Here is a 26,111-nt window from a genome sequence, read left to right on the forward strand (position 1 = left end):
GCGGGCAGAGACCGATGCGCTACCCGGATCGTGCCTTTGTTCGAGTAGGAGTAGCAGTGCCGCTTCAAGACCATATGCAATTGATCTCCGTGGACGACCATTTGATCGAGCCCCCGAATCTGTGGACCGATCGCCTGCCCAAGAAGTTCCACGAGCAGGGCCCGCGGATCGTCGAGATGGACATGAGCCAGAGCCACGGCGACGAGGGGTTGTCGGCGGCTCTCCTCGATGCCGCCCGACAGGGAGACACCGCCCCGAGGGAGAAGAAGCTCGCCCAGGTGTGGTCGTACGAGGGCCGGATCTATCCGAACATCGGTCTCAATGCGGTGGCGGGCAAGAAGCCGCAGGAGTACGGGATGGACCCCACCCGGTATTCCGACATGCTGCCGGGGTGTTACGACCCGAAGGCGCGGGTGGCCGACATGGACATCGACGGCGTGCAGGCTGCGCTGTGCTTCCCGTCCTTCCCGCGGTTCTCCGGCACGGTCTTCCTCGAAGCCGAGGACAAGGAACTTGCGCTGCTCTCAGTGAAGGCGTGGAACGACTTTCACCTCGACGAATGGTGCGCTGCATACCCGGACCGGTTCATCCCGATGATCATTCTGCCGCTGTGGGATCCGCAGGAGGCGGCCAAGGAGATCTACCGGTGCGCGGCGAAGGGTGCGAAGGCGATCACGTTCCCCGAGAACACCGTCGGTTTGGGGTTGCCGTCGTTCTACACCGATTTCTGGGATCCGGTCTTCCGTGCCGCGGAGGAGACGAAGATGCCGCTGTGCATGCACTTCGGCTCGTCGGGTAAGGCGCCGATCACCTCTCCCGAGGCGCCGATGGCGGTCATGATTGCCCTCTTCGGCACCAACTCGATGGATGCGACCGCGGACCTGTTGTTCTCGCCGGTGTTCTACAAGTTCCCGAATTTGAAGGTGGCGCTGTCCGAGGGTGGTATTGGGTGGATGCCGTATCTGCTCGAGCGGATCGACCTGACGTGGGAGAAGCACCGCTGGTATCAGAACGTGAACAAGGAAGTGCGTCCGTCGGATCTGTTCCGCGAGCACATGTACGGCTGCTTCATCGACGACTTCGAGGGTGTCGCCCGTCGCCACCAGATCGGTATCGACAACATCATGTGGGAGTGCGACTACCCGCACTCGGATTCCAACTGGCCCAACAGCCGGCAGTACACCACGAAACTGCTCCAGGATGTTCCCGACGACGAAGCGCACAAGATCGTCGAACTGAACGCCCGCAGGCTCTACAACTTCCCCCGCATCGACAGAAAGTGACGGGATCTGATCATGGCCCACGAGAAGGACATCGACGCGGCAGACTGGACCGACCAGGATCTCCTGACCCGCGACGAAGCCGGTGAACGCCTCGACGACGAGATCGAGACGACACGCACCCGGCTCGCCGAGTTGAAATCCCAGTCCGGCGATGACCCGAATCATGCCTCCGCCCTCGACATGGTCAATCGCCGCTTGGCGGCCATGGAGAATCTTCGCGATTCTCTGTAGATCGCGCTCAGGCCGTTCCGGTTCCACCGGAACGGCCTTCTGCGTCTCGGACGCGCGTTCGAGACTTCGACACGACACACACTGTGAAAGGTGAGGACGGGCATGGGAGCACGACTCGAAGGTAAGGTGGCGCTGGTCACCGGCTCGACCAGAGGTATCGGCCGTTCGATCGCGGAACTCTTCGCATCGGAGGGGGCGAAGGTGGCGGTCACTGGCCGCACCGCGGACCGCGGCCGGAAAGTGGTCGACCGAATCCGGGACGCCGGTGGTGAAGCGGAGTTCTTTCCGCTCGACGTCACGTCGGAGGACAGTGTGCGCGACGTAGTGGCAGCTACCGCAGCGCATTTCGGCACTCTCACGACACTGGTGAACAACGCTGCGCCCACCGATGCTGTCGCGAGTACCGTCAAGCCGCTGCACGAGTACTCGACGGACGAGTGGCAGCGAATCATGACGGGAACGTTGACGGGCAACGTGTTCTGGGCGTCGAAGTACGCGTGGCCCCACCTTGCGCGTGCCGAGGGTGCCTCGATTCTCAACATCTCCTCCGGACAGTCTCTCGCCGGATTCAAGGGCTTCGGGGCGTACGGTGCCGCAAAGGCCGGAGTGAACAGCCTGACCCGATCACTGGCGGTGGAGGGCAGTGCCGACGGCATTCGGGCCAACTGCATCCTCGTGGGACGGGTGGTGTCGTCGCGGGGCGACTCGGGTCATCACACCGGTGGTGGACGCTTGACCCGTATCGGAAATCCGATGGATATCGCTCATGCCGCAACCTGGTTGGTCTCGGACGAGGCGGCGTTTTCCACCGGCGCGTTGGTGACGATCGATGGCGGATTCTCGATCAACGGTGACGCCGCCACCGATGCCGAGAATCTGGCCTCGGTGGCGGGCTGAACCTTCTGTCCGGGCAGGTCAGTTCGGTAGCCGGTCGATCACGTCCGCTGCCGAACTGACCCTTGTCAACACGGTGAGCAGATTTGCCACCATGAAGGTGTGTACCTCGTCCGACGAACCCGCCGTACAGTCCTCTGCAAGGATGACGTCGTAGCCGCGGTTCACGGCTTCGAGGGCAAGTCCCGGAAGTGCGACGTTCGTGGAAATACCTGCCAGCACCAGGGTTTCCACCTTCTGCAACCGCAGCATCGCGTCGAGGTTCGTTCCGTAGAACGCCGTCAGTCCGGTGGCTCGACTGCTCACGATGTCGCTCGGTTCGGGGCCCAGTTCGTGCGGGATCTCGACATCGATACTGCCCGTGCTCATCCCGCGGCTCCGCAGTGCCATCGTCCCGAGATACGAATTGGGCAGCATCCCCTTCTGGTCCTGGCGATGTTCGATGACGCAGTGGAACACTGGCAGACCGCGGGCGCGGAAAGCCCGCGCAAGCTGCGCTGTGCGTGGCACCACTCCGCGTCGGGCGGCCTCGTGTGCGAGTCCCGGCGAAACCGACCTCTCGGGTTCCAGAATTCCGTGCTGACATTCACTGATGACCAGCGCCGCTGAACTGATCGGCCGGGGAAGGGCTCGAGATGGTTGTGAGGACTGGGACGACACGTCGACTCCGTTCGAGTATGAATGGGATTCAAGGTGACGATATAGCCAGTTGCCACTCGGCGATAGTCAAACGGTGTGGATGAACTTGCTGGTAGTCCTGGTTGCCAATTAGTGACACTAATGCCAGAATTGGGGAGCGAGTAACCCGGGTGACAGAGTGGGATGCGCGACCATCCCAGTCCGACTCGGCCGTCGGCCGAAGGAGCCGTGCGGCGCGGGTCCCCACTTACGAAGAATCGAGGCGGTGCCAATGATTGAAACCGACGAGGTCGCGTCCACTCGACTGAACGACCTCACATGGTGGCAGAACGGGGCGGCAGAACGTGATGCGTTGTTCGCGGGCCTCCGCCGCGACAATCCGCATGCATTCGTCCCGCTGCCGGGTCAGGCGGGTGACGGTGCGAGAGGCTTCTGGGCCCTGACCCGTCACGCGGACGTGCTCGAGGTCAGCCGCCGGCCCGAGGATTTCTGCTCGGGTGAGGGCACTCAGATCTTCGATCAGCCGCAGAAGCTCCGCGAGTATCGCGGCTCGATCATCGACATGGACAACCCTGAGCATGCCCGTATGCGCAAGATCGTCTCCCGCGGTTTCACGAACAAGAGCCTCGAGGGTATCCGGAGCGAGGTCGAGACTACCGTCCGCGAGATCCTCGACGAGATGCCGTCATCGGGGGAGTGCGACTTCGTCAGCGACTTCGCGGCGTTACTGCCGCTCCGCATCATCGACAATCTCCTGGGCATACCTCGTGAGCACGAGAAGTTCATTCTCGAGGCCACCAACACCATTCTCGGCGCGAGCGATGCCGAGTACATCGAGGATCAATCCGCGGTCGGTATCGGCAAGGCTGTGACCGCGGCCAGCGAAGGGCTCATCGACCTACTGCGATCGCTGTCGGAAGAGCGAATCGCACGTCCCAAAGACGACCTGATCACCAAACTCGTGGCGGCGGAGGGCGAGAATCTCACTCCCCAGGAGATGGCCAAGTTCTTCATTCTGCTCGTGGGCGCGGGCAACGAGACGACCCGCAACGTCATCACACACGGCCTTTTCGTACTCACGAGAAATCCGGACCAGCGCGACATATGGATGGCGGACTACGACCGCCTGGCGCCGGCAGCCATCGAGGAATTGCTGCGGTGGGCGAGTCCCGTCGTGCACATGCGCCGGACGGTGACGCGAGACGGTGTCCGCCTGGGAGAGCAGGTGTTTTCTCAGGGCGACAAGGTGGTCTTGTGGTACAACTCCGCCAATCGCGACGAGTCCGTGTTCGTGGATCCGTTCAAGTTCGATATTTCCCGTAACCCCAATCCGCATCTCGCGTTCGGTGCTCCCGGACCGCATTTCTGCCTGGGTGCACACCTCGCGCGTCTCGAACTCGACGTCGCGTTCCGGGAACTGTTCAGGCGGTACCCGGACATTCGGGCGGTGGGGGAGCCTGCGGTGCTGCGGTCGAACTTCTTGAACGGCATCAAACATCTCGACGCACACTACACAGTCAAGTGACGGCAATTCGCGAGGAGACATCAGTGACCGAGACGATCGCCGAGCGGGACCTCGGCACATCCGTTCTGCACCGGGTGGAACAAGGGGTCATGACGATCACCTTGAACCGACCGGATGCGGCCAACGCCATCAGACCGGACGACCGCGACCTGCTGATCGAGTTGTTCGCCGAAGCAGATGTGAATGCCGACGTTCGAGTGGTCCTGCTGAGGGCGAACGGACGGCACTTCTGCGCAGGGGCTGACGTGGTGAAACTCGCTGACGGGCATGCGAAGAACGTCAAACGGGTGACCGGCCCGATGCGCACGATCATGAACGGAGCGCAACGCCTGGTGGCATCCGTGCTCGATTGCGGCAAGCCGGTGGTCACTGTCGTACAGGGTGCGGCTGCAGGCATCGGCGCTCACCTCGCCTACGCGTCGGACCTGGTGATCGCGACCGAGCAGGCCTACTTCGCGGAATCCTTCGTCAAGCGTGGGTTGGTGGTGGACGGCGGCGGCGCGTACCTGCTGCCGCGCAGGATCGGCATGCAGAAGGCCAAGGAGATGGTCTTCTTCGGCGAGAAGCTTCCGGCTCGGGAGGCACTGTCTCTGGGCCTGGTCAACCGCGTCGTCGCGATCGACGAACTGGACACGGCAGTGGACGATTTCGTCGGTCGACTGGCTGCTGCGCCCACCAGCGCGATCGCGCTGACGAAACGACTGTTCAACGACTCGCCGGACGGTGACCGAGCCAGCGCCTTCACCGAGGAAGCCATGGCGCAGGAGATCCAGTCCTACTCGCACGATGCGGGCGAGGGCGTACGTGCGTTCGTGGAGAAGCGCTCCGCGGACTTCGTGGGGTGGTGACCACCATGCCTGACAAGACCGCCGCAGTCCCGGCCGAGAAGCCGCGCGCCGACATTCCGACCATCGAGAACGGAAGTCGCCCTTACTGGGACGCCGCGAAAGAGGGTCGCCTTCTCATCGCGAAATGTAACGGCTGCGGGAAAGTCCACCATTATCCGCGCCCGTTCTGCCCGTACTGCTGGAGTGAGGATGTCGTCCAGGTGGAGGCGAGCGGGCGAGGAACCCTCTACACCTATTCCACCGTGTACGTGAACGACCTGCACCCGTTCAAAGGCAGGCTGCCCTACGTCGCGGCGATCGTGGAACTCGAGGAAGGGCCGCGACTGATGACCAACATCGAAGGCTGCGAACCCTCGGACCTCGAAGTAGGAATGCTGGTGCAGGTGGACTTTCGGGCGATCACCGAAGACATCGATGCCACGGTATTCCGTCCTGCCGGTGTGTAGACGCACGGGCCATTCGATAACTGCAAGGAGACACTCACAATGAGCGGATTGCTCGACGGTAAGGTCGCGCTGGTCACGGGTGCGGGTCACGGTATCGGCCGTGGGCACGCCCTGGAACTTGCCAAGCACGGCGCGACAGTGATCGTCAACGACCTCGGAACCTCGATCGACGGGGAGGGCACCGGAAAGGTCGCCGACGAGGTCGTGCAGATAATCAAAGATCGTGGCGGCGAGGCAATCTCGGACTTCAGCGACGTCGGAGACGAAGAACAGGTCGAGTGGCTGGTAGAGCGGGCGTATTCGGAGCTCGGACGGCTCGACATCGTGGTCAACAATGCGGGCATCGTCCGCGACCGGGCGATCTGGAACATGAGCGCGGACGATTTCGATCTCGTCATGCGAGTGCACGTGCGCGGTAGCTGGCTGACCAGCCGCGCGGTGGCCCGCAAGTGGCGGGAGGAATCCAAGGCGACCGGTTCCAAGGTTTACGGCCGCATCATCAACACCACGTCCGGCGCCGGCCTGCTCGGCCACTTCGGACAATCGAACTACGGTGCTGCCAAGGCTGCGATCGTAGGTCTGACCCAGACGCTGAGTCTCGAGCTCGCGTCCCTCGGTGCGACGGTCAATGCGATCAGCCCCGGCGGGCGCACCCGGATGTCCGCCACCATGGCCGGCGCCGATGCCCCGATCGAACCGGATGAGCGCGGCGAGGACGAGTTCGATCCGAAGGATCCGTCGCTCGGCTCACCCGTGGTCGCGTGGCTGGCCAGCCCGGAGGCGGGGCATGTGAGCGGGCAGGTCATCAAGGCGCTCGGCGAGAACATTCAGTGGCTCCAGGGTTGGACACCGGTCTCCACGGTCTCCAACGGCGGCAAGCGCTGGGATGCGAACAAGCTCGGCGCCGTCATGGGCACAGACGTGTTCCGCACCCGGGCCGCGGGACTGCGATTCGGCGGATAGCCGCAGAGTCGTCGCTGATGACGGCCTCGGTCCCTCGGGACCGAGGCCGTTCACGTGTTTTCAGGTCAGTATCGGATCTCGGGGCAGTCCGAGGGTGCGTTCGGCGATGTGATTGCGCATCACCTCGGAGCTGCCCCCGGCGATCGTGAGGCAGCGGGCGAACAGATACGACTCCTCTACCACCGGGAGCCCGCCCGTCGTCGCGGCCAACCCGCCCAGACGCATTCCGAGATCCGTGATCTTCTGGGAGTGTTCGGCTTTGACGAGCTTGGACAGGGCGGCTTCCGGGCCGGGGTCCGTCCCCTGCACAGCGCGTGAGGCCTGTCGGAGGTTGAGCAATCGGAGCGCGTGTCCTTCGGCCAGCAGTTCACCGATCTCGCGGAGGTCCTCGTCCGCGGCCATTGCGAGAAGATCGGTCGCGGCGAGAGGAACGGATCCCGCACCGGCTCCGATCGACACCCTCTCGTTGCCGAACGTCGCTCGCGCGACCTTCCACCCTGCTCCTACCTCGCCGAGAACATTGGAGTCCGGCACGAAGACCTCGTCGAGAAACACCTCGTTGAAGCCGGCCTGACCGTTGAGTTCACGGATGGGGCGCACGTCGACACCCTCCGCTGCGAGATCGACTGCCATCATCGTGATGCCGGTGTGCTTCGGTGCCCGAGGGTCGGTACGGACGGTCGCGATTCCCCAATCGGATTCGTGGGCGAGACTCGTCCAGATCTTTTGGCCGGTGACGCGCCACCCGCCCTCGACCCGGACCGCCGATGTGCGGATCGCGGCGGCGTCGGAGCCTGCCCCGGGCTCGCTGAAGAGCTGACACCATTGCGTCTCGCCGAGCAGCACCGACTTCACCCACCGTCGCTGCTGGTCGGGGGTACCCAACTCCGAGATGGTGAGAGCAATCCATCCAGTGATCGACAAGTCGGGAACCGGTGTGGTGCGGAACTCCTCTTCGATGACGAGTTGTCGGACGGGATCGGCCGCCAGACCCCACGGCTTCTTCCAGTGCGGCACGAGATATCCGCTCTCGACCAGGAACGCGCGCTGCCGATCGTCGGGGAGCGATTGCCAATGATCGCGGGCCGCTCGCGCCGCCGTCCGGTAATCCTGCGCCTCGGGCGGAAGGTCGAGAGTGAGGCGGGGCGTCGGGTCGGCGCGGTATCCCTCCGTGACTGCGCGTGCCGCACTACCGCATTCGGCGACGAAGGACTGGAGGGCTTCGGCTCGACGTAAGTACAGATGAGCATCGTGTTCCCACGTGAATCCGATACCGCCGTGCAACTGGATGTTCGTCCGAGCGCAGAAGATTTGCGCGCGGCGCGCGTATGTCGCGGCGACGGCTGCCGCGAGGCCGGCTCGGTCGGGGTCGGTGATGCGGGCAGCATCCCAGGTGGCGGCCACGGTGAGTTCGGCGTCGAGCAGCATGTTCGCAAGGTGGTGCTTCACGGCCTGGAATGTGCCGATCGGGCGGCCGAACTGAACTCGCTCGAGGGCGTACCGCTTCGACATCTCGACGCACGCCAGGGTACTCCCGAGGGCTTCGGCCGATGCCAGCGTGCGCAGCCTCGTCCGGGCCGCCGACGCTGCACCCGGCAGGACGGTGACCGCCGACAGGGGGACATTCCGTGCGGTCACACGCCCGATCTGCCGTGTGGGATCGAGTCCGGGCAGGATCTCCACGGCCAGGCCCTCCGCGTCGGCGTCGACGACGAGGACGTCCTCATGGGAGAGAAGGACGAGAACGTCGGCGTAGCCAGGGGTGAGCACGCCCTCGGATCGGCCCTCGAGTCCGTGGTGATCGACAACCCAGGTGCCACCCGAACCGAATCCCGCGACCACGGAACCGTCGGCGAGTCCGGGGACGAGCCTTCGCCTCAGTTCGTCGGATCCGTCGTCGCACAGAATCGCGGACGCCAGCACGGTGGGCAGGAACGGACCGGGCACGAGACCGTGCCCTGTCGCTTCGAGGACGACACACAATTCGGCGATGCCGTATCCGGAGCCTCCGTAACTGTCGGGCAGGTGCAGTCCCATCCACCCGAGTTCGGCCATCTCATCCCAGAACGGCGGAAGGGATTCATTCGATTTGTCCAGCGACTCCCGGGCGGAGGCCAACGAAGCGTGACGGGACAGGAAGGCCGTGGCGGCGTCGGCGAGTTGGCGGTGTTCGTCGGTGATTGCCAGAGCCATGTGCGGCTCCTTTCGATTCGGCCGATCCTATTCGGCGGGTGAGGAATTGCATGCCTGACTACGTCCGTGAGCGACGACGTCCGCCGTGCGCCCCGCGACGGCGGACGCGTCGGCCGACCAGGAGCGGTTCACGGCGGCTTCGCGGTGCACGGCATCGGCGATACCGTCGGCCGACGCCGCGTCGTACAGTCTCCACACCGCGTCGAGTGTGGGCTGGTCGGCCGCCGAGAATGCGTCGGCCACGGCCCACCCACGGTCGGCCAGCTCGCAGTCGTCGACGATCTCGTTCACCAGACCCCAGGACAGCGCGGTACGGGCGTCGATATAGCTGCCGGTGGCACTCATCTGGCGAGCACGACGAACTCCGACCGCTTCGGCGAGTCGAGCCGTCAGACCTCCACCCGGGACGATGCCCACCCGGCAATGGGTATCGGCGAATCGGGCAGACTCGCCCGCTATCAGGAAGTCGCATGCGAGAGCCAGCTCGAAACCCCCTGTCACCGCCGGGCCGCTGACGAGACCGATGACGGGTGTCACCAGTTCGGCGACCTGGGTGATGCAATTGCCGTCCGTTGCTTCTGCGCCGTCGAAGCCGCTCTCGGCGAGATCCTTCAGGTCGACGCCGGAGCAGAAGGCTCCGCCGGCGCCGGTGAGCAGGACAACCGTGACGGTGGGATCCGCGTCCGCCGCGCGGAGGTGGTGCACCAGTTCGGCGCTGAGGGCTCTGCTCAACGCGTTGCGCACTCTCGGCCGGTTGAGTGTGAGCATGCGCGCGCTGCCGCGTTGCTCTACGGCGACCAGATTGCCGCTGTCCTCGGCAGCATCTGGTTTGCGTGGGATCGCGTTGCTACTGTCGGTCATCACTTGCAGCCTTTGCTTCGGTATCGGTATCGGTATCGGTGAGTGCGGGTGTCCTGTCCGCCGACACGGCCTGTCGCCGCGTCATGGCACGGATGCGTCGGCGCACGTTGCGCTGCGCGGCCAGAGCGTCCCCCGCGATGATCGCTTCGACCAGTTCGACGTTGCGTTCGTGGATCCACCGGCGTTCCGTCTCTATCGGGCTGACGCCGTGGATGCGGGCAAGGTTGTTGCCGATGTGCATGAACAACTCGAGCACGGGATTACCCGTCAGGCGGGCGATTTCGGTGTGCACGGTGACTGCCTGCGCACGCAGGTCGTCCGAGCGGGCTTCCTCGGCCAGCACCTGACGGAGTCTGTCGATTCCCGCGGGATCGATCGTTGCGGACAACTGCGCGGCTGCGGCGGTCTCCAACGTCTCCATCGTCTCGAACAGGTCGGCGGCAGCAAAACCCGCGTACTCGAGGTACAGCGAGGCGTGGTCGAGCACAGCGGACCGCTCGGGTGCGGTCACCACGAGGCCGCCGCCCGGTCCGCGGCGCGGTTTCGCGACGTGCCTGCTCTCCAGGATCCGGCACGCTTCCCGGATGACCGAGCGTCCCACATCGAACCGTGCCATCAGGCTGGCCTCGGATCCGAGTGCCTCACCCACCCGCCACCCGGCCGCGACGATCTCGTCCTCGATCGCCCGCGCCACATCCGCGGCCCGAGGACGCGGTGGCCCGTCACTGCGGGACTCGGTCTCGTCTTCTGATCGTGCCATGGCTCCTCCTCGGCAATTCCGTGGACTGAATTGAAGGTATCTGCTCTAATCGTTGAAGGGAAGAGGTGAAACTCTCCCAATTGCGTTGACCTAATGCATTGCTCGGTCCGAGTAGAGCTGCCGTCTCCAGTCTGGAGTGACATGAAATTCGAAGTTTGTCGGCGTCCGCCGTTCGATGTGGTCGTCGACCCGGGAACCGGACGCGCCGCCGAGATCGCGCACCGCGCCGAGGACGTCGGGTTCGGCGGCTTCTTCCTCGGCGAAACCAGTCATGATCCCCTGCTTCTCTTGGCGGCGGCCGCGCAGACGACGTCGACGATGACGCTCGGGACAAGTATTTACGTCGCGTTCGCGCGAACACCGATGGTGACCGCGGTCGCGGCCAACGACGTGCAGGCGCTCTCACACGGACGGCTCCGGCTCGGTCTCGGGAGTCAGGTGAAGCCGCACATCACCCGGCGTTTCAGCATGCCGTGGTCGCGGCCGGCGGCGCGGATGCGCGAATACGTTCAGGCTCTGCACGCCATCTGGGACGCGTGGGAGACCGGTTCGCGGTTGTACTTCGACGGGGAGTTCTACCAGCACACCCTGATGACGCCGATGTTCGATCCCGGACCGAATCCGTTCGGGCGCCCGCCCGTCCAGCTCGCCGGTGTCGGTGAGGCGATGTCACGGGTGGCAGGAGAGGTCGCCGACGGATTTCTCGTGCATTCCTTCGTCACCGACCGCTACCTTGCCGAGGTCGTACTACCCAGTGTGAAAGAAGGATTGTCGAGTTCGGGCCGGTCCCGGAGCGATTTCACCATCGGGGTCACCCCGATGGTGGCGTGCGGTACCACCGCGGAGGAGATCGCGGAGGCCCGCGACTACGTGCGCGGGCAGATCGCCTTCTACGGATCGACGCCTGCCTATCGGGGCGTGCTCGATCTGCACGGCTGGGCCGGACTTCACGAGAAGTTGTATGCACTGTCGAAAGCCGGGCAGTGGGACGTCATGCGGAGTCTGATCGACGACGACGTTCTCGCAGCCTTCGCCGTCGTGGGCTCCGTGGAGGAGGTGGCGGACGCACTGGTCGCGCGGTGGGGAGCGGTGTCCGATGACATCAGCGTCGCTGCACGTTCGAGCGAAAGTCTCGAGGGTTGGCGCTCGGTCTTGAAAAACATTGAGGCACAAGATATCAATGAAGTACATGAGTGAGAATTGTCTGACCCCGAAGCACGGTATCCACGCACCGTCGATCAGCACGCCTGCGCGCCGACCGTGTTCGGTCCGTCGCACGACCTCTGTGGACATCGAGCGCCCTCGGGGACACTCCGACCTTCTCCGACTCCGTGGGGCCGGAGTCGATGTCGTGACGGACAAGGCAGGGGAGTGGTCGAGAACAGGCGGGGGTGCCGTCGATGTCGACGTCGACCTGGGCCGAGGGCGCACCGTCACGGACATCGCCGATGGCACCGTGGCGGTCGACCTCACACCACTGATCGGACTCTCCGCATCGTCGGGATTTCGCAAAGCGGCGAAGGGTTGCCTCGCACCTCACGATCAGGGCAGCGTGATCGCGCGACTACTGGACGACGTCCCGGTGGCGACTGTCATCTCGGGATATGCACTGACCCGCGAACTCTCCGCAGAGGAGCAGTTGCGCCTCGGTGGTCGCGGTGCCCTCGCACGGGCCGACTACTGTGCCGGCTTCGCAGCCGGAGGAACGATGATGACGGGCGTCGCGCGAGATGGAGCACCTCCCCTCGTCAACGGCCCGCAGGCGCCGGACCTTGTCGGGGTGGGCGCCGGCTGGCACCTGATGAGTGAACTTCGGCCGGGGTCGATGCGACGCATTCGGCGGATCGATGTGAGTGTGGGCGATGACGCGGAACTGTCGGTGGACGCGATGTTCCGCGACACCTACGTGAACGCCGCCGGGATCGAAACCGTGGTGCACGAGTACGGGACCGACGTTCTCATCGACTCACGCACGTTGACGGTACATCGGTTGACCGTCACCCCGCGTGTCCTGCCCTGGCCGGAATGCCCTGATGCTGTGGCCGGCGCGCAACGCCTCGTCGGGCGCAAGGTCACGGAGATCGAGGGCGTGGTCGGCTCGGATTTCCACGGTGTCGGATCCTGCACCCACCTGAACGACCTACTGCGATCGCTTGGTGACGTCTCCCCGCTCACGGTACTTCTCCCCGGCCCCGACAATTCGTCCGCGCACGTCTGAAAGGCAACACATGACCAGATATGACCGTACCGAAGTGGAGGGCGCCTTTCGGCACTACTTCACTGTGGGCCCCATTTTGGAGAACTGGGACGCGATGGCGCAGCTGTTCACCGACGACGGTGTCTACCGAGACCACTTCTACGGCATGTTCACCGGGCCCTCGGAGATCTCGCGCTATCTCGAAGGCGCCATGGGTGCTGCCCCGTACGTGTACAACCCGCTCGTCTGGTACACGATCGACGACGACCGGGTGGTGTACAAGGTGGTCAACCGGGCAGACAATCCGGAACCGGGCGCACCGGCCCTCGGGTTCGATTCACTACAGGTGCTCACGTATGCGGGACGGGGAAGGTGGTCCGCGCAGGAGGACTGGTGGGCGATGTACGAGATGAAGAAGTTCGCCGCCGAGTTGCGCGAGGCGTCGTCGAAATTTCCCATACCGGACTCGCCCCTCAGCCGAGAGGACTGGGGTGACTGGGTCGACTGGGCGCGTCCGGCAGAGGGCCATGTGGCCCACCCGTCCTGGATGGACAGAGACGGTTTCACACCCATCTCCGGACGGGCCGACATCGACTTCGGGATTCGTAGCAGTTAACACCGAATCAGCTGCGCAGCAGCGTGATCGCACTCATCGGGCAGGCCGAGGCACCGGACTCGGCCTGCCCGGTCTGTGACTCCGCCACCTCGAAATCGGCGGTGGCGGCGAAACCGTCGTCGTCGAGTTCGTAGAGGTCAGGTTCGGTGGCGGCGCACATTCCGTGGCCTTCGCATTGTTCGAGTTCGATGTGAACCTTCATGACGTTACCTTTCGAGTGTGTGTGGGTCGGGTGAGGGAGTGTCCTTCGTGCCGTGCCATCAGGTGCGTAGTCGGTTCTCCCACGCGCGCAGGTCGTCTCGGTTGGCACCGTGATCGACGAGCCAGCCGTCCGGACCCGTGCGCCACCCCTGTAGGCGGTCGACGACTGCGGTGATGGCTTCTTCCGGTGTGAGCAACCATTTCTCGTCCACGACGGGACGATGCCCACCCGCGCGGGCCCTGGCTGACCACCGCCGGCGGAGGTCGTTCATGTTCCGGGCCGTCACCAGATAGTCGGCGATCACTTCGGAAGGCTCGACTCCGGCACCGAGAAGAAGCGCGGCGACCACGACGCCCGTGCGGTCCTTGCCTGCCGCACAGTGCACGAGAACCGGGCCGTCTGCCCTGGCCACGAGCGCGAGCAGACCGGCCACCCGGTCGGGCACGGTATCGAGAATGTGCAAGTACAACCCGCTGAGATCCGGTGGACGTTGGTCGGTCGGTGCCGCAGCGTCGTGCAGAGGCCGGTGATGGGATGCCGTTGGTTGCATCCACTCGAAATGTGCGCGATCACGTTCGGCGGACGAGCGCAGATCCACGACCGCGACGGGTGGCCACGGTGAAACATGTTCGGGTAGAGAGTCTCCGGAGTAGGGCGCATCGCTGCGGTAGAGGATTCCGGTGCGGGTGATACCGCCGTCGGTGAGGCGCAGACCGCCGACGTCGCGCAGGTTCGCGAGGCGGTCGGTGGTCACGGTCTCGTACAGGAGCGCTTCGTGTTCGTCGATCACGCCCGACGTCCCTTCTCTGTGTTTCGCCGGGCCGGCGGCTTCGCGGCGACGAGTTCCCGCAACCGGACCCGATCGGTCTTCGACATGGCGGTCAGCGGAATCTCGTCGACGACCACGAGGTGATCGGGTGCCTTGTAGTCCGCGAGTCGCGTGGTGGTCCATGCGCGGAGTTCCGGCAACGACGGTGCCCTGCCGGGAGACACGGGAACGACGAACGCGACACCTATCTCCCCGATCACCGGAGCGGAGTAACCGATCACCGCTGCGTCCCGGACCTCCGGGTGCTCGGCGAGCACCTGTTCGACTTCGACGGGGTGGACGTTGAAGCCGCCCCGAATGTAAAGGTCTCCGGTCCGGCCGGCGAGAACCACGTTGCCTTCTTCGGTCAGCATCCCCAGGTCGCCGGTGACGAAGTAGCCGTCGGAGTCGAATGCGTCGGCGGTGCGCCCGGGGTCGTTCCAGTAGCCGCGCATCACGCAGCCGCCCTTCACGCGAATGCGGCCGATCTCTCCGGTGGGCAACTCGGCGCCGTCCTCGCCGGTGACCCGCACCGTCATCCCGGTCTGGGGGCGGCCGACAGTCCGGAACTGCACCGAGGGCGGATCCGTGGGCTCGGTGCCACAGACGGTGGGAGATTCGGTCATGGCGTATCGAACGACCAGGGGCACGCCGATCAATGCGGCGGTCTTCTCGACCAGTTCGGGAGAGGCGGGCGCGCTCGCGACGACGCCCACACGAAGGTGCGGCAGGGACTCACGGTTCACGCCGGGTTCGTCGAGCAGCTTTGCCCATTGGGTAGGGACTCCACCACCGACCGTGATCCGCTCGTCCCGCAGCACCGCGAACATTTTCGCGGCCGACCACGGAACTGGGGAGATGACGACGGTCGTTCCCCACACCAGTTGGTCCCAGAGTTTCGACATGTAGCCGGCGTGCGGGAACGGTGTCGACGACAGCCGGCGGTCGTAGGGTGCGCTCATGATCCCGGACGCCATCGCGGACGCCGCGAGGTTGTCGGAATCGAACCATGCCCCCTTGGGAAGGCCGGTCGTTCCACTCGTGAAGATGATCGACACAGGGTCGCCGCGAGTGAGAACCGCATCGGGTAGTGCGCCGGCGGCGCCTCCCTCGGCAGCGGTGAGTTCCGAACGCGGCAGGACGGCGATCCCGTCGGGAACTTCGGGCAGGCCCGCATCGAAGTCGCGGATGACGAGGGCCGGCGCGACGCCGAGCAGGATCGAGTCGGTCTCGCGTGGGCCGAGTCGCGGATTCAATCCGGTGGCGACGGCGCCCAGAAACGCTGCGGCGCAATAGCAGACCGCATAGTCGATCCCAGAAGGCAACATCAGTGCGACGACGTCGCCCTTGCGTACCCCGCGTTCCGCCAGATGTGTGGCGAGTCGGCGAGCTCGGCCGATCCACTGCGCGAACCCGATTCGCGTGCCGTCCGGTTCCACATACGCATCACGCTCACCGTGTACCTGCGCCGCCGCCTCGAGCAGCATCCGGGTGTTGGCGAACTCGCCCACGACCGGTGGCCCGGTCACCCCTGTGGGAGCGACCGGACCGCCGACTGCCGCAGACACGGTCACGGTGCTTCTGATCCGAGGAGTACCGTTCCGCTCGAGCAGAACCAACCACCGGTGCCGCTGACGCAGGCGATCTTCGCGTCCTCCACCTGGCGTGGGCCGCATTCTCCGCGCAGCTGCCTGGCCGCCTCGACGATCAGGAACAATCCGCGCTGACCGGGATGGCAGGCGGACAGTCCGCCGCCGTCGGTGTTCGTCGGCAGTTCGCCACCGAGTCGCAGCGTGCCCTTCTCGACGAAGGCGCCGCCCTCACCCTTCTCGCAGAATCCGAGGTCTTCCATCGTGAGCATCAGCATGTAGCTGAAGGCGTCGTAGACCTCGGCGACGTCCACGTCCGAGGGCTTCAACCCCGCACGCTCGAACGCCAGCGGCCCGGTGATCGATGCCGGCCCGACGGTCATGTCGTCCCACTGGCTGGTGAGCATGTGTGACGTGGCCTCGCCGGTGCCCAGTACCCACACCGGTTCGGAACGAAGGTCCTTCACCCGGTCCTCGGCCACGAGAACCGCGGCGGCGCCGCCGTCCGAACGGATGCAGCAGTGCAGTTTTGTGAACGGATCGGCGATCATGGGGCCGGACAGCACGTCGTCGATGGTGATCGGGTCGCGGTAATACGCTTCCTCGTTGTCCTTGGCGTTGAATCTCGCGGACACGGCCACTTCGGCGAGTTGCTCGATCGTCGTGCCGTACTGGTACATGTGCCTGCGGGCCGCCATCGCGTACTTCGACACGAGCGTGTGCCCGTAAGGGGCATCCCACTGCAGTGGTCCGCGCGAGCCCCAGTTGATGTTCGCGGTCCGCAGTCCCTTGCGCAGGTCGGCGCGTGCCGTCGAGCCGTACGTCAGCAGGACCACGTCGGCATGACCGGCCGAGATCGCGTCCGCGGCATGGGCGAGCATGACCTCCCACGAGGCCCCGCCCACCGACGTCGAGTCGATCCAGCGCGGCTTCAGGCCGAGATACTCCCCGACATCGGTGGGCGGCAGCGTGCCCTGCCCGGTGGAGGCGAGTCCGTCCACGTCCTCGGGGCGCAGTCCCGCGTCGGCGAGGGCCCTGCGACTGGCCTGCCCCATCAGTTCGTAGGCGTTTTTGTCGTCGACGCGTCCCACGTCCGACAACGCGACACCGGCGATGGCAACTCTTCGGCTCATTGCGGTGCTCCCTGCTCCAGAAGTTCGGCCAGCACGTCGGCCGGTTCGTCGAATAGGTGGGTCAGTACGTGCGCGCGCTTGAGGTAGAGGTGCGCGTTGTGCTCGTACGTGTAGCCCATCCCGCCGTGGACCTGGATGCTCGAGGCTGCGTTGCCCACGGCTGCTCGGGCGGCGACGGACTTGGCGGCGAGGATCTGGAACAAAGCGTCCTGACGGCCGGACTGCAGGCTCACGGCGGCGAACAGTGTCTGCGACAGCGCCGCGTCGGCGGCCACCGCCATGTCGGCGCAGGCGTGCTTGATCGCCTGGTTCACACCGATCGGGCGTCCGAACTGGACGCGGGTCTTCGCGTGCTCGGTCGACAGCCGCAGCGTCGCCTCGGCGAGTCCGGACAAGCCGGCTGCGGTGAGTACCATGGCGCGCAACCAGATCGAGTCCGTCTCGGCGGGCAGCCAGTGCTGCACACGCCCGCCGGTGACGGTCGACGTCGCGAGCCGGGTTCCCGGATCCATCGACCTGAGGGGAGTGACGTCGGTGAACTCGGACATCTCGACCAGCGCGGCTCCGTGCCGGGCAACGAGCAGCACGTGGCTGACGCCGACGCAGTCCAGGAGATCGAAGGAGCCCTTGAACCCGTCCTGGTCGATCGCGCCGTCTCCTCGCAGTTCGCCGAGTCCCACCACGGCGTCTCCGGACCCGATGCGGTCGGTGAGATCCTGGTCGCCGTGTGCCGCACTGACGCGGGTGGCCAGTGTGGAGGCGAGGAAGGGACCTGTTGCAAGGTGCTCGGCGAGGGCCGCGAACAGGAGTACCTCGTCGTCGAGGGGCCGGCCGGAGCCGCCGTGGCCCTCGTCGAGCCCCAGCGTGAGCAGGCCCAGTTCGGCGCCCTCGGCCCACACGCTCCGATCCACCGACGACTCCGCGCGCGCACGCCGCCTGATGTCCTCGATCGGCATGCGTGTGCTGATGAAATCGACTGCTGCGGCGACCAGTTCGATTTGGTCCTCGGAGGGGAGAAGATTCATGATCTCTGCTTTCTGTCAGCGCGGGAGGCCGAGGATGCGATCCCCGATGATGTTCCGTTGGATTTCGGACGTTCCGCCGCCGATGGACTGAGAGAAGGAATGGAAGTAGTTTCCGACCCAACCGTGGTGGTCCCATCGCGAGGTTCCGCGGAGGGCTTCGGCGCCGACGATGTCCATCGCCAGCGCGGCAACTTCTTTCGCCAGATCGGCGTAGTGGAGCTTCAGCATCGATCCGCGCGGTCCGGGAGTGTCGGATTGCATGTTCTGGCAGATCCCCACGTAGGTCATCGCACGCAGTGACGCGACGGAAGATCGGGCGCGCGCCAGCCGCCGGGAGATCTCGTCGTCGGCGATGGCCGGACGCCGACCGTCCGGTCCGACGTGGTCGCGGGAAAACTCGATCAGGTCCTCGACGACCCCCGCCAGGCGAACCTGGTTGGCGGTGAAGGCGGTTCCGCGCTCGAACGACAACGTCGACATCGCGACACTCCAACCGGAACCGATCTCGCCGACGACATTGCTGACGGGGATCCGGACGTCGTCGTAGAAAACCTCACAGAATTCGGCACCGCCCTCGATGGTCTCGATGGGACGGACGTCGATGCCCGGTGTATGCATGTCACAGATCACCCAGGTGATGCCCTGGTGCTTCGACCCCGCGTTGTCGGTGCGTACCAACAGTTCTTGGTAGTCCGCGCACTTGGCGAAACTGGTCCAGATCTTCTGGCCGGTCACCACCAGATGGTCGCCGTCGATGACGGCCTTGGTCTTGAGGGACGCCAGGTCGGAACCGGCCTCCGGCTCCGAGAAGCCCTGGCACCACACGGCCTCGCCCTGCAGGATCCTCGGCAGGTGGAACGCCTTCTGTTCCTCGGTGGCGCGGGTGATGAGGGTGGGGCCGGCGTGGTTGAGACCGACGAAGCTCGCATCGATTCCGGGCAGTCCCTGGGCCGCGTACTCCTCGTACCAGATCAACTGCTGGAGCAGGGTCAGACCGCCGCCCCCGTACTCTTTCGGCCAGGCGATTCCGGCCCATCCGCCTTCCCACTGGGTCTTCTGCCAGGCCATGTCGTATTCGCGAATACCGGCGTCGTCCCGCGGGCGCGGGTCGCGGGGCTTGTTCTCGACCAGCCACGTACGTACCTGGTCGCGGAACTCCACCTGCTCCCGTGTGAAGTCCAAATCCATAGGAGACCTTCCATAGCGGCGGATCGCGAAGATCCGCACTCGACCACTCGAGTATAAGTGACAATAGTGTCAGATTAAAGAGGTTCAGGCCGTTTGATCAGAATTGGCCGAATACCGTCTGGCCAGTGCCTCACTGCCCCGGGCAAGGACGGTCACGTCGGCGCCGACGAGGACGAAGCGAGCACCGGCGGCCATGTACCGCCGCGCGATGGTCTCATTGAAGGCATTGACACCGGCAGCCTTGCCGGAAGACGCGATGACGGAAATTGCCTTCTCGATCACTTCGACGACCTCGGGGCTCTCCGGCTTTCCCAGGTAGCCCATCGAGGCCGCGAGATCGGCGGGCCCGATGAAGACGGCATCGATTCCGTCGACGGCAAGAATCTCCTCCAGGCAGTCCAGCCCCTCCATCGACTCGACCTGAACGGTCAGGGTAAGGCCCTCGTCTGCTGTAGGCAGGTAGTCAGAAATTCGGTTCCATCGTGATGCGCGGGCAAGGGCGCTACCTACGCCGCGGATGCCCAGCGGGGGATAGCGGGTAGCCGCGACGAGTGCGCGTGCATCCTCCGCCGATTCCACCATCGGGATGATGAGATTGGTTGCCCCGATATCGAGAAGTTGCTTGATCGCCACGGGGTCGCCGGACGCGGGACGAACGAGAACCTCGACCGGGTACGCCGCCAGCGTCTGCAACTGCGCGAGTGTCGAACGAATGTCGTTGGGGACGTGCTCCTGATCGAGCATGAGCCAGTCGAGCCCTGCACCGGCGCAGATCTCGGCGCTGTACGCGTTGCCGGACGCGATCCACATGCCGATCCGGGGGCGGTCGTCGCGGAGGAGTTCCGCCCATCGATTGCCCATCACCCGGCGTCCTTGGCGAAGGCACACGAGACCGTACCCAGAGGTCCGTAGTCGGCGACGAACGTGTCGCCGGGGTCGGCGAAGATCGGCGTGGTGAACGAGCCCGCCAGAATCACTTCGCCCGCACGCAGGGGCACACCGTGCGGTGCGAGACGGTTCGCGAGCCAGGCCACGCCGTTACCCGGGTGGTTGAGTACCGCGGCTGCGACGCCCGACTCCTCGATGGAGCCGTTGCGCAGCAGCAGCGCACTCACCCATCTCAGGTCGACGTCCATCGGTTTGACGACGCGCCCACCGAGAACGAGGCCCGCATCGGCTGCATTGTCGGCGATTGTGTCGACGATGGTGCGGAGATGGCCGGTCTCCGGATCGCTCATCTGTACTCGTGCGTCGAGGATCTCGAGAGCGGGGGTGACGTACTCGCTCGCGCTCAGGACGTCGTACAACGTCACCCCGGGGCCCTTCAGGTCCTCGCCGAGAATGAAGGCGAGTTCCACCTCGACGCGGGGCCGGATGAATCGCCCGGCCGGCACGGTCCCGCCGTCGTCGAAGAACATGTCGTCGAAGAGCGCGCCGTAGTCGGGTTCGCTGATCGATACGGCGCGCTGCATGACCTTGGACGTGAGTCCGATCTTGCGGCCTTTGACGCTGCGTCCGTCGGCCACCTTCAGGTCGACGAGCGCCCGCTGAACCGCGTACGCGTCGTCGATCGTCATGTCCGGATACTGCAGCGAGAGTTGGCGAATGGGGATCCGAGTCTTTTCCGCTTCGTAGAGGCGGCGCGCCGTGTCGGCGATCGCCTCCGGGTTCAGTGTGCCGGAATCAGGCATGATCATCGATCACTTGCCCAGGAAGGCCAGAGCGGCCGGATTGAAACTCGCGGGATCCTCGAAGTGCGGCCAGTGGCGTACCTCGGGCATCTCGAAGACCTCGGAGTCGGGAATCAGCCTGGCGACGGTGCGCGCGGTGTTCTGGTACTCGCCGTGGTCCTGTCCGGACGCGACGATCATGGTCGGTGCCGTGATGGTCTTCCACTTCTCCTCGGGGATCAGGTTGCGGTCGCGGGCGGCGGCGTCCTGCAGGATAAGTAGGTGGTCGATCGTCTCGCGGGTGTCGTCGCGGCGATAGATGGCCTGACGCAGGGCGACGAGGTCGGGTAGACGGTTGTCCTCGTCGGCGATGAGGTGCTCGAAGACCTTGTGGATCGACTCCCACGTGGGGTTCTCGACCGCGGCGGTGCGCTCGGCACGGATCCGGGCCATGTTGGACGCCGTGGCGATCAGCCCCGCCGGCGACATCAGGATCAGTTTGTGAACGCGGTCGGGATGCTGCACGGCAACAGCAGCGGAGACCCATGCCCCAAGTGACATGCCGATGAAGTGCGCCTTCGACATTCCGAAGTGGTCCATCACGGCCAGCATCTGCCGCACGTAAACCGCAATTTCGTAGTCGTGATCGGGCTTCTCGGAGAAGCCGTTGCCCACCATATCGATGGCGACGCAGTGGTACTGCTCGCTCAGTGCGGCGAGATTCGGGGCGAACGTCTCCCAGTGGCCGCCGGTTCCGTGGAGCAGGATCGCATGCGGCTTGTCGGGAGAGCCTGCCTCGGCGAACCGTGTCCGCACGCCGTCGACATCCACGAATCCTTGACGGAAGTCGAGCTCGCGAAGGAAGCCCCAGATGCTGCGGTAGTTGTCGGTGGCGACGGCCGGGACGGTCATCGTTGTCTCGCTCATGTACAGGCCTTCCTGGATTCGACGGCGGCGCCGCGGCCGGACATCGATCTGACGGTTGTGTCTTATTTTGATCCTAGTATGCACAGTGTGCACGTTTAGGTTTGTGGAATTCAATAGGGTTGAACTGGGAAATCCTGAAGATCCTGGATCGCAGACCTCGATTTCCGGGCATTGTTTCTGACACCCACATACGATATGACTATGAGGGGTGTTCAGTCGATTGGGCAAGCCTCCCTGGACGCGAAGTGCACACCGGACCGCCTGCGATGTCCGTCGCGGGCGGGTCACGAGAAGAGCTGAGGGCAATGTCGGTACATGAGGAGACCCGCGCAGTCGAGCGACGGGAGCTGGCACAGCTGGCCAACGAGTTCGCCGTGGTCCGCGTGTCGCTGGACACGAGCGGTAACGGTCCCAGATTGCTGGTCGAGGACGCCGAGACAGGAGATCACATCTTCCTCTCGCCGCTCGAACTCGCGAGCCTGTGTCTCGCGACCCCCGAGGACCGTGAGGAATGGATGCGCGTCGGCAACTACCGCGACGAGCACCGCGACCGCTCACTGGGTCCGGTGGGGACGGTTCGCCCCCTCACCAGGGACGTGTCGTGACGGTCGACCTGGTCGGTCTCGGCATGACCACGATGTCGCTGAGGCCTGGTGACACCCCACTGCAACTCGCCTGCCAGGCGACCCGGGCTGCTCTGGCCGACGCCGGAATCACACACGCGGACGTCGACGGACTTCTCGTCGGGTCCTCACAGGGTGTACGGCCCGACCGCCTCGGGGTGACGTTCGCGGCACAGGGCGGATTCTCGGACCTTCGACTTCTCGAACACATCGAGATCAAAGGCGCCACCACGATCGCGATGATCCAGCGAGCACAGGCTGCCATCGACGCCGGCGCGGCCGGGACCGTCGTCTGCGTCTTCGCCGACGCCCCGCTGGTAGAAGGCAAGGGGGCGGGATCGACGTACGCCCACAGCGGGGGCAACACCGGGACGCGGGGTCTCGAGCGGGCTTCGGGACTGCTGGGGTCGGTGCCCACCTACGCATTGCTCACCCAGAGATGGATGCACCTCACCGGGGGCACGGCCGCCGACCTGTGTGCCGTCGCCACGACCACCCGCAGCTGGGCCTTGGGAAATCCCGACGCCGTGGTCACGAAGCCGCTGGACGACGAGGGGTACCTGGCCAGCCCGATGATCGCCGATCCACTGCGCCGCCTCGACTGCGCACGGCCTGTGAACGGTGCCGTAGCGGTGGTCGTCACCGGTGACACCGGGATCGGCAACGACATCCGGCTCACCGTCCGCGGGACGGGGCGGGACCACCCGGTCCGGCATCGCCGGGCCGGGGGAGAGTCGTGGTTCGGCGGGGGCGCGCGTGCAGTGGACGACGCGCTCGGTCAGGCGGGAATGTCCCGGACGGACCTGGACGTCGCGCAGCTCTACGACCCGTTCTCGGTCGTCACACTCCTCCTTCTGGGGGAGTACGGGCTCACCGGCGGAACGCCGGCGGGCGAGTTCGTACGAGGCGGCGGAACGAGCCGGGGTGGCGCACTTCCTACCAACACCGGCGGCGGTCAGCTGTCCGGCTTCTACCTTCAGGGCATGACGCCCCTCGCGGAGGCGATGATCCAACTGCGCGGCGAGGGAGGTGAGCGCCAGGTGCCCGGCGCTCGCACCGCCCTCGTCGGTGGAATCGGTGGCCGGGTCGATCACCACGCCGCCATGATCCTGGAGAGAGCGGCATGACCACGACGACGTATGACACCGACTGGCTGCTCCACCCCGGTCTCGAGCCGGATGTGGCTGCCGACTCTCTCGCACCCCTCTACGAGGCGAGCGCCCGCGGCGAACTCGCCCTGCCCTTCTGCACCCGCTGCGGAATACCCCTCGGCCTCGAGCAGTACGTCTGTGACGGTTGCGGGTCGAGCGACAGCGACTGGAGAGTGGTCGAACCGACCGGAGTCGTACATTCCGCCACGACGATGCACCGCTTCGAGCCGGGACTGGTGCGGACGGCCGAGCCCTACGCGATCCTCGACGTCGAGCTGTCCGCGGGGCACCGGTTGATCATGACCACGCTCCACCCGACGGCTCACCCGCCCCGTGTCGGCGACGCCGTCGAGGTCGACTTCCGGCGACTGGGCAACGTATGGATTCCCGCTGCGTGCAACACCGAGACATCAAGTGAAACAACAAGTTCGGCTGAGCCGACCGCCCGGACCACAGCCCCAATCGAGACGGAGGCCCACTCATGACCACCATGGAATCGACGCCGACCACGGCGCCCGACGACTTCGACGTCGCGCGCATCGTGCAGAACGATCGCGTGCACGGTTCGGTCTATACCTCGCCCGAGATCTTCCAACGCGAGATGGACACCATCTTCCGGAAAGGGTGGGTCTACGTAGCGCACGAGAGCGAGGTCAGCGAGCCGGGCGACTACCTCACCCGCCGTATCGGCCACGACCCGGTGGTCGTGGTCCACGGCAAGGACGGCACGATCCGGGTCCTGCTCAACCGCTGTTCGCACCGCGCCAACAAGCTGTGCAACGCGGAGATGGGCAACGCCAACTCCTTCCGATGCCCGTACCACGGCTGGACTTTCAGCAACGACGGATCGCTCACCGCTGTTCCGATGCGGAACGGCTACGGCGAGGCCTTCCAAAAGGTGCGCTCGGAACTGGGCATGGCCGAGGCCCCGCGCGTGGACAGTTACGGCGGCTTCCTCTTCGCGTCCCTCACTGCCGACGGTATCTCACTGCAGGAACATCTCGGCAACGCGACGAAAGCGATCGACCGACTGCTCAACCTGTCACCGACGGGCACCATCGACCTCCGGTCGAACTGGATGAAGCACCTCCACCACGCGAACTGGAAGATGGTGGTGGAGAACAACGTCGATGGCTATCACGCGCTGTTCACCCACGCATCGGTCTACGACGCCATCCGGCCCGCCAAGGTGTCGCACATTCCGTCGAAGGTCGATGTCGTGGTCCGCGACATGGGCGGCGGGCACTCGGAGATCGACTACTCGGCGGAGTACCGCAAGTTGGACGAGGAATTCGTCTGGTACGGACGCACACCCCGCGAGAAGCTGCCCGAGTACGTCGCGGCGCTGGAGGCGGCACACGGTCCCGAGAAGACGCACGACTCACTCGTGGTGGGCCCGCCGCACACCCTGATCTGGCCCAACCTGTTCCTCGCCGAAATGAACATCATGTACGTCGAACCGATCGGTCCCGACGAGACGGTGGCCTACACCACGGCAGCGCTGTTCCCCGGGCAGGACCGCATGAACGAGCGGATGCTGCGCCGCTCGGAGGGCGCGATGGGCCCGGCCGGATTCCTGATCGCCGACGACGGTGAGATCGGAATGCGCAATCAGGCAGGCCTCGCCGCCCGGGACCCCGAGTGGCTGAGACTGTCCCGCGGTCTGGAGACCGATGCGCAGGACGAAACCGGAATCGTCAACAGCGACAAAAGCGCCGAGACCCCGCAACGCGGTTTCTACCGCCAGTGGGCGAGCGTCGTCGGACAGGAGATCTGAGCATGACCACCGTGGAGAATTCGGCGGCCCCCGCCCTGCAGAGTGCACCCCTCCCGCTGCCCGCGCCCGACGCCGACATCGTGGCCTTCCTCAACCTCGAGGCGCGCCTCGCGGACGAGGCCCGGTACTCCGAGTGGGAGCTCCTGTGGGACAACGACGCGCTGTACTGGGTCCCCATGCATCCCGACGACGACCCGAAGACCCGGTTGTCGTACATCTACGACAACCGGCGTCGCATCAAGAGCCGGGTGGCTCAGCTCAATACCGGAAACCGGCATTCGCAGACCCCGCCGTCGGTGATGCGCCGACTGCTCAGCAACTCCGAGGTGCTGGACACCGACGAGGACACCGTGACCGTGGGATCTAACTTCGCGCTCTTCGAGTACCGCTACTCCCAGCGGGTCTGGGCCGGCCGGGTGATCCACCGTGTCCGCCGCACACCCGGCGGACTGAAGCTGGCCGGGAAGACGGTCCACCTCATCAGCGCGGGCGGCCCCGTGGACACACTCGCTTTCCTCATCTGACCGAAAACGCACCCCACCATCGAAGGCGCCGCCTTCCA

The 26,111-nt window shown here is 65.2% G+C and carries 28 protein-coding genes; 15 read left to right on the plus strand and 13 right to left on the minus strand.

The features are described from left to right. The first annotated feature begins 56 nt into the window (after positions 1-56). The 3 genes from ACFVJ3_RS21410 (at position 57) to ACFVJ3_RS21420 (ending at position 2,411) form a co-directional block, all read left to right on the plus strand. Positions 57-1,283 carry an amidohydrolase family protein gene (locus ACFVJ3_RS21410; RefSeq protein WP_378453929.1) on the plus strand — a complete coding sequence of 409 codons (1,227 nt, stop codon included), beginning with the start codon at positions 57-59 and terminating at the stop codon, positions 1,281-1,283. Between the two features lie 12 nt (positions 1,284-1,295). Continuing rightward, positions 1,296-1,514, plus strand: coding sequence for a hypothetical protein (locus tag ACFVJ3_RS21415; protein ID WP_378453930.1), 219 nt, complete (start codon positions 1,296-1,298; stop codon positions 1,512-1,514). 102 nt (positions 1,515-1,616) lie between these two features. Further along, positions 1,617-2,411 carry an SDR family NAD(P)-dependent oxidoreductase gene (locus ACFVJ3_RS21420; protein WP_009472439.1) on the plus strand — a complete coding sequence of 265 codons (795 nt, stop codon included), beginning with the start codon at positions 1,617-1,619 and terminating at the stop codon, positions 2,409-2,411. Positions 2,412-2,429: 18 nt separating this feature from the next. Here ACFVJ3_RS21420 and ACFVJ3_RS21425 read toward each other — a convergent pair whose 3' ends face one another. Continuing rightward, the gene (locus ACFVJ3_RS21425; protein ID WP_378453931.1) at positions 2,430-3,068 is read right to left on the minus strand and encodes a cysteine hydrolase; all 639 of its coding nucleotides are present in this window, start codon (positions 3,066-3,068) and stop codon (positions 2,430-2,432) included. Positions 3,069-3,318: 250 nt separating this feature from the next. Here ACFVJ3_RS21425 and ACFVJ3_RS21430 point away from each other — a divergent pair, with 250 nt between their 5' ends. The 4 genes from ACFVJ3_RS21430 to ACFVJ3_RS21445 are packed head-to-tail and all read left to right on the plus strand — an operon-like array spanning position 3,319 to position 6,829. Continuing rightward, positions 3,319-4,572 (plus strand): cytochrome P450, encoded by a 1,254-nt coding sequence (locus tag ACFVJ3_RS21430; RefSeq protein WP_378453932.1) that lies wholly within the window; start codon positions 3,319-3,321, stop codon positions 4,570-4,572. Positions 4,573-4,595: 23 nt separating this feature from the next. Then, positions 4,596-5,420 (plus strand): enoyl-CoA hydratase/isomerase family protein, encoded by an 825-nt coding sequence (locus tag ACFVJ3_RS21435; protein WP_378453933.1) that lies wholly within the window; start codon positions 4,596-4,598, stop codon positions 5,418-5,420. Positions 5,421-5,425: 5 nt separating this feature from the next. After that, on the plus strand, positions 5,426-5,866 hold the full coding sequence (locus tag ACFVJ3_RS21440) for a Zn-ribbon domain-containing OB-fold protein (protein ID WP_378453934.1): 441 nt from the start codon (positions 5,426-5,428) through the stop codon (positions 5,864-5,866). 39 nt (positions 5,867-5,905) lie between these two features. Beyond that, complete coding sequence (locus ACFVJ3_RS21445; protein ID WP_378453935.1) at positions 5,906-6,829, plus strand: SDR family NAD(P)-dependent oxidoreductase; 924 nt, start codon at positions 5,906-5,908, stop codon at positions 6,827-6,829. A gap of 60 nt (positions 6,830-6,889) precedes the next feature. Here ACFVJ3_RS21445 and ACFVJ3_RS21450 read toward each other — a convergent pair whose 3' ends face one another. The 3 genes from ACFVJ3_RS21450 to ACFVJ3_RS21460 are packed head-to-tail and all read right to left on the minus strand — an operon-like array spanning position 6,890 to position 10,643. After that, a complete protein-coding gene (locus ACFVJ3_RS21450) occupies positions 6,890-9,022 on the minus strand; it encodes an acyl-CoA dehydrogenase (protein ID WP_378453936.1) in 2,133 nt (710 codons plus the stop codon). Between the two features lie 27 nt (positions 9,023-9,049). Then, a complete protein-coding gene (locus ACFVJ3_RS21455; RefSeq protein WP_378453937.1) occupies positions 9,050-9,883 on the minus strand; it encodes an enoyl-CoA hydratase in 834 nt (277 codons plus the stop codon). Next, positions 9,870-10,643 carry a FadR/GntR family transcriptional regulator gene (locus tag ACFVJ3_RS21460; RefSeq protein ID WP_378453938.1) on the minus strand — a complete coding sequence of 258 codons (774 nt, stop codon included), beginning with the start codon at positions 10,641-10,643 and terminating at the stop codon, positions 9,870-9,872. The genes ACFVJ3_RS21455 and ACFVJ3_RS21460 overlap by 14 nt, the downstream gene beginning before the upstream one ends. A 141-nt stretch (positions 10,644-10,784) precedes the next feature. On the opposite strand from ACFVJ3_RS21460, the gene ACFVJ3_RS21465 reads away from it, so the two are divergent. The 3 genes from ACFVJ3_RS21465 (at position 10,785) to ACFVJ3_RS21475 (ending at position 13,456) form a co-directional block, all read left to right on the plus strand. Continuing rightward, the gene (locus ACFVJ3_RS21465; protein ID WP_378453939.1) at positions 10,785-11,840 is read left to right on the plus strand and encodes a TIGR03617 family F420-dependent LLM class oxidoreductase; all 1,056 of its coding nucleotides are present in this window, start codon (positions 10,785-10,787) and stop codon (positions 11,838-11,840) included. 154 nt (positions 11,841-11,994) lie between these two features. Next, the gene (locus tag ACFVJ3_RS21470; protein WP_378453940.1) at positions 11,995-12,861 is read left to right on the plus strand and encodes a DUF2889 domain-containing protein; all 867 of its coding nucleotides are present in this window, start codon (positions 11,995-11,997) and stop codon (positions 12,859-12,861) included. Between the two features lie 10 nt (positions 12,862-12,871). Next, entirely contained in the window at positions 12,872-13,456 is a 585-nt protein-coding gene (locus ACFVJ3_RS21475; protein WP_378453941.1) for a nuclear transport factor 2 family protein, read from the plus strand. Between the two features lie 7 nt (positions 13,457-13,463). Here ACFVJ3_RS21475 and ACFVJ3_RS21480 read toward each other — a convergent pair whose 3' ends face one another. From ACFVJ3_RS21480 to ACFVJ3_RS21520, 9 genes are all read right to left on the minus strand, one after another. Next, a complete protein-coding gene (locus ACFVJ3_RS21480) occupies positions 13,464-13,658 on the minus strand; it encodes a ferredoxin (protein ID WP_378453942.1) in 195 nt (64 codons plus the stop codon). Between the two features lie 58 nt (positions 13,659-13,716). Beyond that, positions 13,717-14,448 (minus strand): tyrosine-protein phosphatase, encoded by a 732-nt coding sequence (locus tag ACFVJ3_RS21485; protein ID WP_378453943.1) that lies wholly within the window; start codon positions 14,446-14,448, stop codon positions 13,717-13,719. After that, a complete protein-coding gene (locus ACFVJ3_RS21490) occupies positions 14,445-15,953 on the minus strand; it encodes a class I adenylate-forming enzyme family protein (protein WP_378454004.1) in 1,509 nt (502 codons plus the stop codon). The genes ACFVJ3_RS21485 and ACFVJ3_RS21490 overlap by 4 nt, the downstream gene beginning before the upstream one ends. 83 nt (positions 15,954-16,036) lie before the next feature. Continuing rightward, on the minus strand, positions 16,037-17,188 hold the full coding sequence (locus ACFVJ3_RS21495; protein WP_378453944.1) for an acetyl-CoA acetyltransferase: 1,152 nt from the start codon (positions 17,186-17,188) through the stop codon (positions 16,037-16,039). Then, positions 17,185-18,213: an acyl-CoA dehydrogenase family protein gene (locus ACFVJ3_RS21500; RefSeq protein WP_378453945.1), complete on the minus strand. Its 1,029-nt coding sequence runs from the start codon at positions 18,211-18,213 to the stop codon at positions 17,185-17,187. The genes ACFVJ3_RS21495 and ACFVJ3_RS21500 overlap by 4 nt, the downstream gene beginning before the upstream one ends. Before the next feature lie 15 nt (positions 18,214-18,228). Then, a complete protein-coding gene (locus tag ACFVJ3_RS21505) occupies positions 18,229-19,401 on the minus strand; it encodes an acyl-CoA dehydrogenase family protein (protein WP_378453946.1) in 1,173 nt (390 codons plus the stop codon). Between the two features lie 84 nt (positions 19,402-19,485). Next, complete coding sequence (locus tag ACFVJ3_RS21510) at positions 19,486-20,262, minus strand: aldolase/citrate lyase family protein (protein ID WP_378453947.1); 777 nt, start codon at positions 20,260-20,262, stop codon at positions 19,486-19,488. Further along, the gene (gene hpaH, locus ACFVJ3_RS21515; protein ID WP_378453948.1) at positions 20,262-21,092 is read right to left on the minus strand and encodes a 2-oxo-hept-4-ene-1,7-dioate hydratase; all 831 of its coding nucleotides are present in this window, start codon (positions 21,090-21,092) and stop codon (positions 20,262-20,264) included. Before hpaH ends, ACFVJ3_RS21510 begins: the two co-directional genes overlap by 1 nt. 9 nt (positions 21,093-21,101) lie before the next feature. Further along, a complete protein-coding gene (locus tag ACFVJ3_RS21520) occupies positions 21,102-21,998 on the minus strand; it encodes an alpha/beta fold hydrolase (protein WP_378453949.1) in 897 nt (298 codons plus the stop codon). A 305-nt stretch (positions 21,999-22,303) separates the two neighbouring features. Here ACFVJ3_RS21520 and ACFVJ3_RS21525 point away from each other — a divergent pair, with 305 nt between their 5' ends. The 5 genes from ACFVJ3_RS21525 to ACFVJ3_RS21545 are packed head-to-tail and all read left to right on the plus strand — an operon-like array spanning position 22,304 to position 26,073. Then, positions 22,304-22,603, plus strand: a complete 300-nt coding sequence (locus tag ACFVJ3_RS21525; RefSeq protein WP_378453950.1) for a hypothetical protein — start codon at positions 22,304-22,306, stop codon at positions 22,601-22,603. After that, positions 22,600-23,748, plus strand: coding sequence for a thiolase family protein (locus tag ACFVJ3_RS21530; RefSeq protein ID WP_378453951.1), 1,149 nt, complete (start codon positions 22,600-22,602; stop codon positions 23,746-23,748). The genes ACFVJ3_RS21525 and ACFVJ3_RS21530 overlap by 4 nt, the downstream gene beginning before the upstream one ends. Beyond that, entirely contained in the window at positions 23,745-24,257 is a 513-nt protein-coding gene (locus tag ACFVJ3_RS21535) for a Zn-ribbon domain-containing OB-fold protein (RefSeq protein WP_378453952.1), read from the plus strand. The genes ACFVJ3_RS21530 and ACFVJ3_RS21535 overlap by 4 nt, the downstream gene beginning before the upstream one ends. After that, positions 24,254-25,549 (plus strand): Rieske 2Fe-2S domain-containing protein, encoded by a 1,296-nt coding sequence (locus ACFVJ3_RS21540; RefSeq protein ID WP_378453953.1) that lies wholly within the window; start codon positions 24,254-24,256, stop codon positions 25,547-25,549. Before ACFVJ3_RS21535 ends, ACFVJ3_RS21540 begins: the two co-directional genes overlap by 4 nt. A 2-nt stretch (positions 25,550-25,551) precedes the next feature. Further along, on the plus strand, positions 25,552-26,073 hold the full coding sequence (locus ACFVJ3_RS21545) for an aromatic-ring-hydroxylating dioxygenase subunit beta (protein ID WP_378453954.1): 522 nt from the start codon (positions 25,552-25,554) through the stop codon (positions 26,071-26,073). The last annotated feature ends 38 nt before the right edge of the window (positions 26,074-26,111 follow it).

It is taken from the genome of Rhodococcus sp. NPDC127593, assembly GCF_042671975.1.
Lineage (GTDB): Bacteria > Actinomycetota > Actinomycetes > Mycobacteriales > Mycobacteriaceae > Rhodococcus_F.